12 protein-coding genes are annotated in these 14,771 nt (G+C 57.4%); all 12 read right to left on the bottom strand.

Annotation, left to right across the window (positions count from 1 at the left end; translation table 11 throughout):
- Positions 1–271: 271 nt before the first annotated feature.
- A complete protein-coding gene (gene ade, locus VGG64_09960; protein ID HEY1599916.1) occupies positions 272–1,927 on the bottom strand; it encodes an adenine deaminase in 1,656 nt (551 codons plus the stop codon).
- A gap of 155 nt (positions 1,928–2,082) precedes the next feature.
- A complete protein-coding gene (gene xdhB / locus VGG64_09955; GenBank protein ID HEY1599915.1) occupies positions 2,083–4,422 on the bottom strand; it encodes a xanthine dehydrogenase molybdopterin binding subunit in 2,340 nt (779 codons plus the stop codon).
- A 35-nt stretch (positions 4,423–4,457) separates the two neighbouring features.
- A complete protein-coding gene (locus VGG64_09950; GenBank protein HEY1599914.1) occupies positions 4,458–5,654 on the bottom strand; it encodes an FAD binding domain-containing protein in 1,197 nt (398 codons plus the stop codon).
- 385 nt (positions 5,655–6,039) lie between these two features.
- Positions 6,040–7,467 (bottom strand): amidohydrolase family protein, encoded by a 1,428-nt coding sequence (locus VGG64_09945; GenBank protein ID HEY1599913.1) that lies wholly within the window; start codon positions 7,465–7,467, stop codon positions 6,040–6,042.
- A complete protein-coding gene (gene allB, locus VGG64_09940; GenBank protein HEY1599912.1) occupies positions 7,464–8,840 on the bottom strand; it encodes an allantoinase AllB in 1,377 nt (458 codons plus the stop codon). The genes VGG64_09945 and allB overlap by 4 nt, the downstream gene beginning before the upstream one ends.
- Positions 8,841–8,846: 6 nt before the next feature.
- Complete coding sequence (uraH, locus tag VGG64_09935) at positions 8,847–9,197, bottom strand: hydroxyisourate hydrolase (GenBank protein ID HEY1599911.1); 351 nt, start codon at positions 9,195–9,197, stop codon at positions 8,847–8,849.
- Positions 9,198–9,200: 3 nt separating this feature from the next.
- Positions 9,201–10,046 carry a urate oxidase gene (pucL, locus tag VGG64_09930; protein HEY1599910.1) on the bottom strand — a complete coding sequence of 282 codons (846 nt, stop codon included), beginning with the start codon at positions 10,044–10,046 and terminating at the stop codon, positions 9,201–9,203.
- Between the two features lie 4 nt (positions 10,047–10,050).
- A complete protein-coding gene (gene uraD, locus VGG64_09925; GenBank protein ID HEY1599909.1) occupies positions 10,051–10,566 on the bottom strand; it encodes a 2-oxo-4-hydroxy-4-carboxy-5-ureidoimidazoline decarboxylase in 516 nt (171 codons plus the stop codon).
- 3 nt (positions 10,567–10,569) lie between these two features.
- Positions 10,570–11,805: a Zn-dependent hydrolase gene (locus tag VGG64_09920; protein HEY1599908.1), complete on the bottom strand. Its 1,236-nt coding sequence runs from the start codon at positions 11,803–11,805 to the stop codon at positions 10,570–10,572.
- Between the two features lie 17 nt (positions 11,806–11,822).
- Positions 11,823–12,803 (bottom strand): ketol-acid reductoisomerase, encoded by a 981-nt coding sequence (gene ilvC, locus VGG64_09915; GenBank protein ID HEY1599907.1) that lies wholly within the window; start codon positions 12,801–12,803, stop codon positions 11,823–11,825.
- 55 nt (positions 12,804–12,858) lie between these two features.
- Positions 12,859–13,614, bottom strand: a complete 756-nt coding sequence (gene allE / locus VGG64_09910; protein HEY1599906.1) for a (S)-ureidoglycine aminohydrolase — start codon at positions 13,612–13,614, stop codon at positions 12,859–12,861.
- Positions 13,615–14,424: 810 nt separating this feature from the next.
- Positions 14,425–14,676: a hypothetical protein gene (locus VGG64_09905; GenBank protein ID HEY1599905.1), complete on the bottom strand. Its 252-nt coding sequence runs from the start codon at positions 14,674–14,676 to the stop codon at positions 14,425–14,427.
- Positions 14,677–14,771 lie beyond the last annotated feature (95 nt).

The following is a 14,771-nucleotide window of genomic DNA, read 5'->3' as shown; positions in this document are numbered from 1 at the left end:
TTTGATCTTGGCCACGGGCGATGTGGCTGGCTCGCAGAGAGTCGCCTGGATCAATCCGCCGCGGACTATTCGTGGCATATGCTTCAACCGACTGCTGACAACGAAATTGATTTGCCCCTATACTACCCGACGAAGACGAATGCTTAGAGGTGCCAAGGCAGATAATACGGCCTGGTCCCCCTCGTGGACAAGCCAACGAAGCGCGTAATGCGAACGACTTTCTCGGCGGTAAATCGGCCACCTCGGTGAATCCAAGTACTTGCCGACTTTTCTAATTCGGAACCCACAGACTGACCGGCTGGAATGCCACGACATCGAAGAGTCCCATTGGACCGAGCTTTAACGCCGGGATCACCAGCAACGCCATGAACGAAAGTGTCATGAATGGGGCCGTCAATGGTGAACCTAATTCTTTCGCCGATCGATCGAATCGGTGATACTCGGCTGCCACGTGGTATCCATCGGCATCGCTCATCAGCCCTGCCAGGGGAAGTGGCAGCATATTCAGGACCGAGCCATTGGCGATTGCCAGTCCGCCACCGGCCTCGATCACGCCGTTGACGGCCCGCGCGAGTTCGTCGTCGGTCACGCCCACGGCTATAACGTTGTGCGAATCGTGCGACACGCTGCTTGCAATCGCCCCCTGTTTCAGTCCGAAATTTGCGACGAGCGCCACCGAAGGGGGTGTGTTGCCGTAACGATCAACTAATGCAAGCTTAAGAATGTCGCTTTCCACATTAGTCATGACGATTCCATCGCACGTCTCCACAGTAACTACCCGTTCGCCGGTCACTAGTTGTCCGTCGAGTGCCTCGATAACGCGGGCTCGTTGACCTTCCGCTGGAATTGAGAAATCTTTGGCCTTTTTGAGAGACGTTGTGAATCGATTAACCGGCACCGTTTTTCGATGTGCCACAAAGGAAACACCCTCCTGCGCCACGAGCTCACCGTCGATCCATACGCGACGGACTCGTGGTTCATCGAGGGAATCAATTTCAATAAAATCTGCCGAGTCGCCAGCCCGCAGTAGCCCCACGTCAAGGGAGTAGTGGTCGACCGGATGAACTGATGCGGCGCGCCAGACGTCAAACAACTCTGCGCCATTGGCCAGCGCGCGTCGGACCAAGGCATCAATATGGCCATGTATAAGATCGTTCGGGTGCTTGTCATCGCTGCACAACATGCACCATTCTGGTGACTCGACAAGCAACGGCCACAAGGCATCGAAGTTCTTAGCAGCGGACCCTTCGCGAATGAGGATCTTCATTCCCAGCGCAAGTTTTGCACGCGCTTCTTCCAACTCGACGCACTCGTGGTCAGTTGTAATGCCTGCAGCAACGTAAGCGGCCAGGTCGGGCCCGCCCAATCCAGGGGCATGACCGTCGATTGGTAGTCCCGCGCGATGGGCCGCGGCCAGCTTGGCCAACAGGTCGGCCTGACCGCTGACCACACCAGGGTAGTTCATCATCTCGCTCAAATAACCAATCCCCGGAACGCCGAGCAGCGCTTCGATCTCGGCAACACCCAATACCGCGCCCGCACGGTCAAACGGCGTCGCTGGAACACAACTCGGCGCGCCAAAGCAGATCTTCATTGCCGCCTCGGCCCCTTCAGCCAGCATCCAGGCGACGCCCTCCATGCCGAGCACGTTGGCGATTTCATGCGGATCAGACACCGTGGCCACGGTGCCATGTACCACGGCGAGGCGCGAAAACTCGCTCGGTGGCAGCATCGAGCTTTCCACGTGCACGTGCGCATCAATAAAGCCAGGTGCCAAGTAGCTCGTGTACGTGGCACCAATTTGTGGGATGATCTCCGCAATCCTCGCATTATGAACGACGACCGTGCCCGGAAAGACTCGACGGCGGTGCACGTCCACAATATTTGCCGAGATCTGGAAAGATCGGTCAGTTGGTGAAAAAGTCATTCGCCCGCCTTCGCCTTTTTGGTTGAACGTTGGTCGGCACGAAGACTTTCTGCGTGACTTTTCAGCATGCGGTTTATTTCTTGCAATGATCGAATGATACTGAAGCAACGCGTAAGAAGTCACTGTGCAGTAAAACGCAATTGCCAGCAGTCCTTTTACGTGACCTCAACCCGCTGCGCCCGAGACGTTTTTTCGAGAGCCGTCAGTCGCAGTAGGATCTCTTCGCCAGTTGCAGGCAGATTTAGTTTTGGCACCTCGGCCCCCGCGACATATGAAAGCGCGTTTTTGACCGCTGCCCAAACGCATAGGCCTAACAGCAGTGGCGGCTCGCCGACCGCTTTACTACGCTTCAGGCTCACGTGACTGTCGGGATTCGGCATGTATGCCACGTTGAAAATCGCCGGCAGGTCGCTCACGTTTGGGATTTTGTAGGTGGTCGGAGAATGCGACAGCAAACGGCCGGCGGCGTCGTATTTAAGCTCCTCCGTAGTGACCCAACCCATTCCCTGCATAAAACCTCCCACGATTTGCCCACGGTCGATCCCGGGATTGATGGGAATGCCGGCGTCCATCAACAGGTCGACCCGCTCGACCTGCAGTTCGCCGGTAAGTCGATCGATTCGCACCTCGGCCACAGCCGCACCGTTGGTGTAATACAAGAATGGAGTTCCTGTTCCGCCGTCGCGATCGAAGGTAACGCCAGGTGTAATATAAAAACCGCGCTCGCCAAGATTCACGCGAGCGACATAAGCCATTTGCACCAGCTCGCGCCATCCAATGCACCGGGTGTCGTTGCGTCGATCAAAAGCCGTGCCATCAGCAAATACAACGTCATCGGGCGAACACGCCGGCTCGGCGGAAGTCGCAGTGAATTCCTTGGCGGCGATCTGCGCCAGCCTTTGTCTCAGGCGCACGCAAGCATCCAGTGCGGCAGCGCCGTTAAGGTCGGTACTACACGATGCGGCAGTCGCAGATGTATTATTGCTCTTGTCCGTGTTCGTCGGACCGATAACAACCCAAACGATATCGATGCCTAGTTCGTCCGCGACAAGCTGTCGAATGCGCGTATTTACGCCTTGCCCCATTTCGGTTGCCCCTGTGGCGACAAGCACGGTGCCATCGAGATAGATATTCACAAGCGCGTTAGCCTGATTCAGCGTTTCCCGGGTGAAAGAGATACCGAACTTGACCGTCGTCATGGCGAGTCCATGCAACGCAGAGTTGTCTTTGCTATGGGCCTTGGTGATGGCTGCCCGGCGGGAGTAATAATCGGAAGTGTCCAAGACACGATCGATAAGCGCGGGCAGCATATTGTTTTGGAGGATCTGCCCGTATGGCGTCGTATTGCGCCCCTCGGCTCCGTAACAGTTCAAACGACGAACGGTTGCCGGATCGCGCCCGACAAGAAACGCTATCTCTTCGATAACATTTTCGCCAACGGCCGTCCCTTGTGGTCCTCCAAAGCCGCGGAAGGCAGTATTCGAAGGAAAGTTGGTGCGGCAGACCTGCCCTGAAATCCTGGCATTTGGCAAATAATAAGCGTTGTCGGTGTGGAGCATGGCCCGTTCAAGCACCGATGGCGATAGGTCCGTGGTTGAACCGCCGTCTGAGTAGTGATTGACAACAAGAGCGGTGATCAACCCTTCGTGCGTGAAACCTGCCTTGTACCATGATTTGAACGGATGGCGTTTGCCGGTTATCGCCATGTCGTCGTCACGTGACAATACGGCGCGCGCGGGTCTTCCCGTCAATTTCGTCGCTATGGCGGCCATGGCTGCGGTTTGTGCAGCTTGGGTCTCTTTGCCGCCAAAGCCTCCACCCATACGCCGGCAAATGCACGTCACGCGATGAAACGGCAAGCCGCACACTTCGGCGACCACTGCCTGAATCTCGCTAGTGTGCTGGGTCGATGAGTAAACCGTCAGCCCGCCTCCCTCTTCGGGACAGACCAGTGCCGACTGCGGTTCGAAGTAAAAATGCTCTTGCCCTCCAATCGCAAGGCACCCTTCCAAGACGCGCTCTGCGACGTCCACGGCGGCGTCAACGTTGCCACAACTGATGACTCGGCGAGGCCCAAAAAAGCTTTGTGCGGCGATGGCGGCGTCAATGGATAGGATCGGCGTAAGCGGTTCGATGTCGAACATGACGAGCCGTCTAGCTTCCTCGATAGCACTGCGCGACTCGCCAACCAAAAGCACGATCGGCTCGCCCACGAATTTGACGATCGAATCTGCTAACACACGATCATCGCGCACGATCGGCCCATAGTCATTGTGCCCCGGTACGTCGCGATGCGTATAGACGCCGATGATCCCGGACAAATCCCGCGCCGCGGTCAGATCGATGTTTTGGATTCGTCCATGTGCGACCGGGCTTCCAGCGAATCCGACAGCGACTTCGCCATAAAATGGAGGTAGATCGTCGATATACAGCGAACTCCCCGTCGCATGCTGCACGGCCGATTCGTGCGGAATATCTTTACCTACAAATCTCATGGCAGGTCGCTCAGTGGAATTTCGATGGTATTTGACTAATTTCCGTTTCGGGATGGGACGGGTGCTTCCAGAACCTCTCTACCAAATTTGACGAGGATGTTTTCCGCGAGCAGAGAACGATACTGAGCGGAGCCGCGCACATCGGATATCGGCGCAATCTCCTCCTTCGCCAGGGCTCCCGCTTGGCGCAAGGTTGTTTCGGTGAAGCGGCGCTCTGATAGCCAAGCCTCGGTACGTGGCAGGCGCACAATCGTCGGCGCGACACCCCCAAACGCAATCCTTGCCGCGCGAATGACGTCCCCTACGACATCCATCCAGACGGCAGCCGTAAACGTCGAAATGTCGAGATCCCGACGTTTTGAGATCTTATACGTGGCGAATAACTGGTTGTCAGCTGGCAGCGGCACGATGACGCGACGAACAAGTTCGTTGGCGGCTAAAACGTTACGACGATAGCCCGTGTAGAACTGATTCAGATTCACACGCCGTGAGCCTGCGACACTAATCAACTCAACCTCCGCCTCTAGCACGAGCAGAGCAGGCATCGAATCGCCGATGGGTGAACCGTTTGCCAAATTACCACCGAGCGTCGCCACGTTCTTGATCGGCGGCGATCCAAATCTCTCGAGCATCCGCGCATAGGCCGGTAGGATCGATTTCGCCTGCTGCTCAAGCTGAGTGATGGTTGTGCCGGCCCCAAGTATCCAAGTGCGATCCCTTACAGAGTAATCGGTCAACTCGCTCAGCCCACCTATATGCAAGAGGGTGCTAAACTCACGGCCTCTTTTGTTCCATTGCACGCCTAGATCAGTGCCACCGGCTAGCACCGTGGCGTCTGGGCGGCTGTTTCGCAGGCATACGGCCTCGTCGAAGGTGGCAGGTTTGAGGAGGATCCGACCGTCAGCGACAATTTCGACTGATTCAGCGGCGAAACGCTCCAAGTCATGGATCAACTCATGATCCGGATATAGGTCGCTGGTTTCGCGCCATTGTGTGTGATCCACATGGGCGACCGCCTCCAAGATTGAATCGTAGCCAGTGCACCGGCAAAGGTTGCCGACCAGTGCTCGAGTGGCTTCCTGCCGCGAAGGACAGGGGATTTGGTCGAACAAGGCGCACAGTGCCACGACAATGCCGGGTGTACAATAACCGCATTGCGCGCCGTGGTGAGTCACCAGCGATTGCTGGACCGGATTTATCTGCTTGCCGTGCTGTAGACCTTCGACCGTCACGACATGCGCGGCGTCGAGCTGGGCGATGTATTGAATGCAGGAAGTAACCGGTCGGTACTCAATCCGACCAGCGCTTGGTCTTCCGATCAGCACCGTGCACGCGCCGCAGTCTCCCTCGGCACAGACGACTTTAGAACCGGTCAGGCGTAGTTCATCCCGAAAAAAATCCGAGAGCGGCCTAAATACTTGGGCACCCCGCACTTCATGGCGGCGTCCGTTTACATACAAGAGCACGAAGTCTCGCATATGGCGGCCTGAGTAACCACGCAGTAAATGGCACCAACTATAGAATCGCCGCCTACCCACTATATATCGTGCTCACCACGTGCAAGGTAGTCGCACGAAGTTTCCAAAAAGTTGGCGGAAACGCCTATACACCCGAATGCTAAGACAACCGGGGCATCTCACGCACCCAGACGACGGTTCCCTTGCGGGTCACTCGAACAACTCGCGTGTCCAACCGTTGGGCCGTTTGCTCGACGTCCACGGTCAGTGCGGCCAAGGACGGCCCGACGCCTAACCCATTCACCGCAAGCTCATCAATCAGCGTTCCTAGCACTTCGCCCGGCTCATAGCGGCGTAAATCCGCATAGCTCGAGCCTAAAACATCCGTCAAAATCACATCATTCGCGTCGACGGATGCGGATACCGTCCCGGTCGCCACCTCGATGAACGAAAACTCCTTACCGGGGGCGAATGAGCCCATTTGGTCGGACAAGCCGAGAATCCGTGCCGGAGCCAAGGTGGTGCGGAACAGCGCTTCTTGAGGACTGGCGGCGGGCGATCTACCCCGATGGACGCGCAGGAACTGAAGCATCTCGCAAAACAGGGACGTCGTTGGCGAAGCCCCCACGTCTGTACAGAGCGCGTAGGGAATGCCGCGAGCGATCATTTCGCTGAGGGGCATCACTCCGGAACCCAACAACGTATTAGATACCGGGCAATGAGCAACGGCGGCGCCTGCCACGGTGGCCGCGGTGAGCATCTCGAATTCATCGGGCCGCATGCGGATGCAATGGGCCAGAATCGGCGCTCGATCGAGCAATCCGTCGCGCCTGTAAATGTCGGTATAGCCGCGAGCATCAGGATAAAGTCCCTCGGTCCACGCTTTTTCGGCAATCTGTTCATTGAGATGCGTCTGCATGCGCAAACCGTGACGCGTGGACAGCGCCACACCGCGGCACCGCAACGGAGTGTCGACAGCGCCGGCAAACCGATCGGTAACGATCACACGCGTAGCGAAGTCGCCTGCCAGTCCGGCGATATCCTCATCAAGGGACTCCTCGTTCGTGCGCAGCGACGGTGGGCAAAACCGCTGCATGAGGACGAGGCCAACCCCCCATTCCTCACCAAGCATTTCCAACGCGGACCGGGTTGCCGTGGCATGAACGGTCATGTAAGCGGCGCCCCCCACAACGCCATGAGATAGTGTATCCTTCCGAAAATCTTCGATGGCACGCCGCGCAATGGCCACATCGGCGCATCGTGACTCGGCAGGAAAGACGTTTCTGTTTAGCCCTGCCAATAGGGGGCCGCCATCCGGATTGCCTTCGATTCCCTCCAAAAATCGGCCGCGTATCGGGTGTTGGGGAATATGGATGTGTGCATCGAGCAACGGCGGCATGACCAAGCCCTCTGCCAAACGAAACTCAGCCGTGCCTGCACCAAATCGAGCCGATATGTCTTGCCACGAGCCAATCGCTATGATGTGGCCTCGGTTATCCCCGACTAATGCAGCGTCGGGAAGGTATTCGACCGACCCATCTTCTCGTGGATTCAGCACTCGCCCGCGGACGACATGCGAGATGGTCACGTCGCAGTCTCCTTAACGGCTGCTTGGCGAATCGGCCTGACAAATCTCCCTGCCGCAGTAGTAGTAACTTGCCCGTTCGCAAAAACAGTTCGCCCGCGCACCAACGTCATCTTCACCTTGCCAGTCTGACATAGGCCAGTGTACGGGCTGATTTGATGCCGATAGCGCAATTCTTCAGTGCAGAGCGGCCAACGCGTGGCCAGGTCTACCAGCGCCAAATCCGCATCCGCGCCGATCTCGAAACGGCCTTTCTGCGCGAGTCCGAAGCGCGCCGCGGGCGCACGGGACGTAAAGTCGGCCAGTCGTGACAGCGCGATGCCTCGCCGGCCATGCCCCTCCTCGATCAGCAGGCCGAGTGTGGTCTGGCAACCGGCGATTCCTCCCCACACGCGGAAGAAATTCGTCGACTCTTTCAAAGACCAGGGAGCCGGCGAATGGTCAGAAGCAACGAAGTTGATTCCACCGTTTTTCAAAGCCGCCCAAAGACTGTCCTGTTCATTGGCATCGCGCACTGGTGGACAACATTTAGCGGCTGCTCCGATCCGCTCGACGTCGGCTGCGGTGAGCGTAAGATAATGCGGACAGGTTTCACACGTCACATCCACGCCACGGGCGCGGCCCTCGAAAACGGCCCGCGCTCCATCACCTGAACTGACGTGCACAATGTGCAATGAGCAGCCGGTCTCCGCGGCAAGCGAAATTGCCCGTTCGATGGCCAATACTTCGGCGCGAATGGGTCGTGATGCCAAGAAATCTCGAATCGACGTTCGGTTCTCGTTAATCGCCGCCAGGGTAAGATTGCTGGTCAGCACTTCGTCTTCGGCGTGCACCGCCACAGGCAATCGCAGGCGAGCGGCGGACTCCATGCCGCGGCCCAAGGATTCGTCATCGATGCTGGGAAAGTCCTCGATACCGCTGTTGCACATAAACGCTTTGAAACCGATCACGCCCCGGTCGGCCAACGCATCTAAGTGACATAGATTCTCTCGACAAAGACCGCCCCACAACGCAAAGTCGACGAAGGAAGCCTTTTCGAGCGAAGCGCGTTTTAAATCGAAGGATGCACCGTCGAGTGTCGGCGGCGAGGCGTTGAGCGGCATATCGCAGAAGCACACGCCGCCGCCAGACGCCAGTGCTGCCGATCCGGTGGCCGCCCCTTCCCAAGAGTCTCGCCCCGGCTCATTGAAGTGCACGTGCGCATCCACGACACCCGGAAATACATGTAGTCCGGTGGCGTCGATAATCTCTCGGGCCGCCCCGCCGATATCTGGCTCGATGGCCACGATCGCTCCGTCGGCGATACCGATGTCGGCCGCAACAATGCCGTGCGGTAGGACTAATTGGCCAGCGCGGATTACGTAATCCAGTGCCATGGGGCATCAACTTCCGCGGTACGTCGTGTAGCTCCAAGGCGAAACCAAGAGCGGCACGTGGTATGTGGCAGCTGCGTCACCGACGACAAACTCTACTGGCACGACGTCGAGGAAGTCGGGCGCGCTCTTCGCGCACTTGCCAGAAAAATACGCACCCACGTGGAACAGCAGCCGATACTTGCCCACAGTAAATTCACCGCCGGATAGCAGTGGTTCGTCGGATCGACCGTCATTGTTGGACGTAATCGTTTTTAGAAGCTCGGCACGATCATCCACAAGGTAATATAGGTCGACGCGCACGCCGCGCGCCGGTTGGCCAAGCGACGTGTCGAGAATGTGAGTCGACAGCTTACCCATAGATTATTTGTCGCGTTCGAGTGTGGCGGTGATCAGCCCATAAGGCTCGCGGGTAGTGATGAAAATCTCGTTCCGATTCTGCTTACCGATTGACGCGAGGTTAAAAGGTATCCGGTGTTGGTTTTGCATCTCCAGATGAACGGACTTAATGGCGCTGCACGACTTGAGGGCTGCGTCTCCCATGGCAAACAGCGTTTGTTGAACAGCCAGACTCTTGTGATCCGCGAAAACAGCAATCATCGAGTCCACGATACTGGTATACGCCACGTCCCAGTCCACGGCGCGAGAAGAAAAGGTCCAATGTGCGTTAATCACGGTGGCAAAGATGCGATCGTCAACATCTGGAAGCGTGGTGAACTCATCCCGCAAGAAATCGCGAAATGCCGAGTCAGAGGTCTTTAAAAGCTGTAGGCCCACAATGCCGCCTTGTACGATCGTCTCCACACGCGTTGCGCGAGTGCACGCAGTTCGACTGGCGGGGCCGCCGTCGATGAACGCGTGCGGATGCGCACCCGCGGAGTCAATGCGACGCCAAGTAGAGGCCCTAGCTCGCACCGCCACCGCCGTCACATGAGCATTGCGATCAAGAAAATGGGCCGCCAGGGACTGGGTAAAGCTCTCGGCATCATCAAGCGGCTGCTCTGCGGCCAGCGCGTAAACCGTATTTTTCATCGTATCGGTGGCGATAACGCGACGATTGTCTCCCTGCAAGTACGATTCGGAAAAATCGCCTTCTAACTCAATGTCGATCGTCAGCTCTGTGATGTCATGACGACTGGCGTGTCGCGTGACCTTGCAAAGCAAAACGCTGCATTTTCCGTACTTTTGCGCTGCCAATCGGACATGCATCTAGTCACCCCTCGCCTACAGTGTCGAACAGTCGAAGTCGTGCGATTTTAGCGATTTCTTCCAAGGCGGTATGCCTTTCCTGCTCACGCGTGCTTGCTAATCGCGCCGGGAAAGCGGCCAGAATTGCCTCTTTCTTGTTTTCGCGCGCGCAAATGATAAAGGGGAAACCAAATTTGTCCCAATAAGCAGCGTTGAGCTCGCGAAACCGTCGTACCTCATCCGCGTTCAAGGCTCCCAATCCTGCTGCTGCTTGTTCGCGCGCGGATTCGACGGTCAGTTCACTTTTCTGCGTCGCACTGCCCACGAGATCGGGGTGGCTGCGGATGAGCGCTAACTGTTCGTCGGCGGAGGCACATTCGACGGTCGCACTGAACCCGTGCAACAACTCTTCGCGACTTTTGTAGGGGCGGCCAACAGCCGTGCGCTCGGCGATCCAAGGCGACCGCTCGTAGAACGGACCACAAACGGAAACGAAATGCGCCGTTGGGCACGCATTTAACTCGCTGACCGTGATTGCCATGGGCTATGCAGCCTCGTCGTCACCGCCCACCATAGAGTAAAGAATCCGCGCGGCCAGAGCAATGTCGTCCATACGACTAAACTCGGCCGGGTTGTGGCTGATTCCGTCGCGACTGGCGATGAAAAGCATCGCCGTTGGCAGAAAGCGACCGATGATGGCCGCATCGTGCAACGCGCCACTAACGGTTTCAACCACTGAGCGCGCGACGCGCTCAGCCGCGGTCCGAAGTTTTACAATCACCTCGGAAGCCAACTCCGTTGCCGGCGCCATTTCGGTCATGTCAATTGCCAACTTTAATTGGCGTCGTTTTGCGATTTCGGCCAGTTGGCAACGTAAAGCGGCGTTTCCTTGTTCGAGCGCCTCGTCGGTGGGGGCCCTCAGATCTATTGTAAAGTGCACTGAATCGGCAATGACATTCAAGGCGTTCGGCCGGCATTCGATGTGACCAACGGTTGCCACAGCGTGTTGACCGAGCGCGACCGGTAGCACTTCGATTGCAGTGATCATCGAGGCCGCTCCCGCTAAGGCATCGCAACGGTCTGCCATGCTGGTCGTTCCAGCATGGTTGGCAATGCCCGATATTACGGCTCGATATTGACGCCGGCCGTTGATGCGTGTGACAATCGCAACGGGCTGGTCTCGGTTCCACATACCTGGACCTTGTTCGATGTGCACTTCCACCATGCCTCGATAGGCATCCGCCCGCAGGCGATCGGCAGCAAATCTTTCGGCCGCCACGCCCAATAGGCTGCCGGCCTCGAGATAGTTTTGCCCCTGTGCATTGCGCAATTCTGCGAGCCTTTCTGCATCGAGCAACCCGCACCAGGTGCGACTGCCTAGCATTCCCAGTCCAAATGTTGTTCCTTCCTCTTCGGCAAAAATAATGAGTTCCAGTGGAAGGGACTTTCGTCCATCGTCGTACGCGGCCCGCAATAATTCCAGCGGCACCACAACTCCGACAACACCATCGAAGTTTCCGCCGTGAGGCACGCTGTCGAGGTGCGAGCCACAGAGCCATAACGGCGTGCCTGCATCATGGCCCACCGGGCGAACATGAATATTTCCTGCGGCGTCCCTGTGAGCATGACAGCCACAGGCCTGCGCCTCAGAAATGACATATTCGACGGCCTGCGCCCATGCGGACGAAAACGTGGGGCGGGACGCCCCATCGCCAGGCGTTTCTGTGGCCCGCGCGATAGCCTGAATATCCCGTGCGATTCTTTCCTGGCAAATGGGCATAGACATTTCTTGACCGACTATTTGCCGAAGTCACGCCGCCAGTCGTGCCCCGTTTTTTCCATCATGCCTTCGGCGGCCGTACGGCGTTGGCGATAGAGCGTCGGCATGCCGAGGGCCCATTCCTGCATCCAATCTCGCGCGAACTCGCCCCGTTCGGTCTCGCGGAAGATCTCGCGAATCGCCTCTTCGTTGACCACCCGCGGTCCGCGTGTGCGAATGGCAAATTCCGCCGTGCGGCTGCAGCGACGACTGACGTATTCTTCAATGCCGACTTCGTCCATCACATCAATGACACAGCGTAGCGACCGAATCGCCTTGGCGTACGCGAAGCTCGGAGGATATCCGTTGTCTACCATGACTTGAAAACATAGCCTCATCAACTGAATCGCGCCGCCGTAGAGAATTTGCTCTTCAAAATTGTCCCCTTCGCACTCGTGTTGAAAGGACATTTCGATAACGCCCGCACGTGTGCTTCCCACGGCCTTCGCGACCGCCAACACGATATCGCGGGCATTGCCTGTGGCGTCATTTTCTACGCTCACGCATCCATAAATCCCCTCGCCCTTGAGGTATTTCTCGCGGACCAAATGCCCTGGAGCGTTGGGAACGAACAGTACCACGTTCACATCACGCGGTGGCTGGATTGCGCCGTACAACACATTAAACCCGTGGCAAAAGCAAAGCGTCTTGCCGGAGGTCAGGTGGGGCGCGATGTCATCACGATAGATCGGGGGCTGGGCTGGATCGGCCAATTCGATTAGCAATATGTCGGCACGTCGTGTGGCGTCCGCGATACACATCGACTCGAACCCGTCGGACTGGGCGAGGCCGCGGCTGTTCGATTCCTCGGGGGGGCGCGTACCCACAATGACTTTTACGCCACTGTCGCGCGCATTAGCGGCCTGCACGCGGCCCTGAATTCCGTAGCCGATGACCGCTACCGTCTTGCCGTTAATGACTGATAGGTCAACGTCCGCGTCACGATATATCTTTTCCATGTGTCACCTTCCCGGGGCTCAATGAATAGCGCGCACGCCAGGGGCCAACTCGCGACTATAGCGCTACGTCACGATTCACATTCTTGTAGTAGATGTATTTCGAGGGCGTCGGGCCTGTCGCGTAAAAGGATTGCGGTACGTACGGTCCCATCCAGATGAAATCGCCTGCTTCCACTTCCATCCATGTGTCGTCGAGATAGTAAACGCCTTTTCCTTGCAGAAAATACAAGCCGTGCTCCATCACGTGTGTCTCGACGACTGGCAAACTGTGGCCCGGAGCAAACGTGAAGATATTCATCGCCATATCGAAACCAATTTCGTCAGGCAGCAATGTCTGCAGCAGCGCGCCCTGATCCCCCATATAGACAGTTTCGGCAACGTCAGATTGTTTGGCGACGATTGCCTGCGGCTCCGAGACACCTGTCACAGGTTCGTACGCTTTTTTGAGCATCAAGAGCGTGCCCAACGTGGACGCCTCGAGACTGTAGTCGAGGCTTGGCGGGACGAATACGAAGTTGCCCGCGGACAGTTGCTGCGTATTCCCCGTCCCTAGCAGTAGCTGGTATTCGCCGTCCAAGACGTACAAGAATGTCTCGATGCGTCGGTCGGCGTGGTAGTGCGTGCCATAGCTAGCCGGCACACGCAGCAGGTATTGAGCAAATGCCGCACCCAGGACCGGAGCGGCAAGAATCTGCACGGCGCTTTCGGGCCAATCTGGCAGCTTTGACGTCGGATATCCCTCAATCGGCATGAGGGCGTAACGTGAACGCACGCGCGTTCGACTGTAGAGCAACTGGTGAGGTGCGCGCATGCGGAAACCGACAAAAACGTGACAGAACAGCGGCCTACGCGGCCACAGTATAACGCGGGTTGTGGTTATGACCAGCGCTGCGGGTCCGCCGCACTTTATCAGGAGGGCCGGTTTTTTTTCAAATCATCTTGGCGCACAGTCTTATTGGAAAGATGGTTTCGAGCGGATTTCAGAACAAGTGGCCGCCGAGAGTCCAGGAGAGATTTTTGCAATGCGGAGCCGCCGCCCCCTGGCTAAGTGGCTAGACGCGTGAGTTGCACCGGTTTTGCGATTTTTACTCGTGGCTTGTTCCGAATTGTATTCATGTGCCACTGCTAACAAAAAGCGTCCTTCGGGCCGCCCTGGGAAGGGCGGCCCGAAGAGGCGCAGCTGCTGACGATCATGGCCGCCTATCGGACGGAATTGAACAGGTCCGACCGGTGGCTTCGATAACTATGCATTTGTGCGTCGCTGACCGCGACCGGGCAATAAAGCCGTTCGGTTGGCATGCAGAGCGTCCCAATCGACGATTCGTGGCTGGCGCGGGCGTTTACGCGCGTGAACGCACGGCGCGTCGACCACACTGAAGCCACGGCGGCGAATCGTCGACAGGGTTTCGCCAGTGGCTGCTGCCACTTCCCGATCAAGTTGTGATTGAGTCATAGTGTAGAGTTCCTTTCGTATGACAAAGAATGGGACGATATTGTTCGACGTTGTCCGAGGACGAGAACGGCCCCGGAAAGAACCACGAGGACTGGTGAACACCCGGAAGGATGCGATCGGAGATGGACAGTTCGAAAGCGTGTCCGGGAGGTCCGAGCAACGCGCAATCTACTGATGGTTACGCGAGCCCAAGCGATGGGTCTCGAGCCACGCTTGCTCGGCGGCGAGCGCCGCGCTGCGTCTGGAGTAGGGACCCAATCTCGGCCCTGCCGCTGGGGAAAGATCCACGGACCATTTCCCAGCGACATCGGGTTCGACGTAGCTGGCGCGACGGATCGAGAGACGGCCGAGTGCCGCTAAATCGATCAACTCGTCGTAAAGTGAGCGCACCTGACCGTCGGGTCGACAGAGAAGCTCCATGTTGGTGCTCCTCATTTGGGGTGACGTAGGATGTTGCGACGGGGACGGTCGACAAGCAGACCATCTAAGACCGCCTGCACGCCCGAGAGCTCACG

Source organism: Pirellulales bacterium (assembly GCA_036490175.1).
Classification (GTDB): domain Bacteria; phylum Planctomycetota; class Planctomycetia; order Pirellulales; family JACPPG01; genus JACPPG01.
Note: the sequence above shows the minus strand (reverse complement) of the source record. Positions and strands in the feature narration are given on the sequence as shown.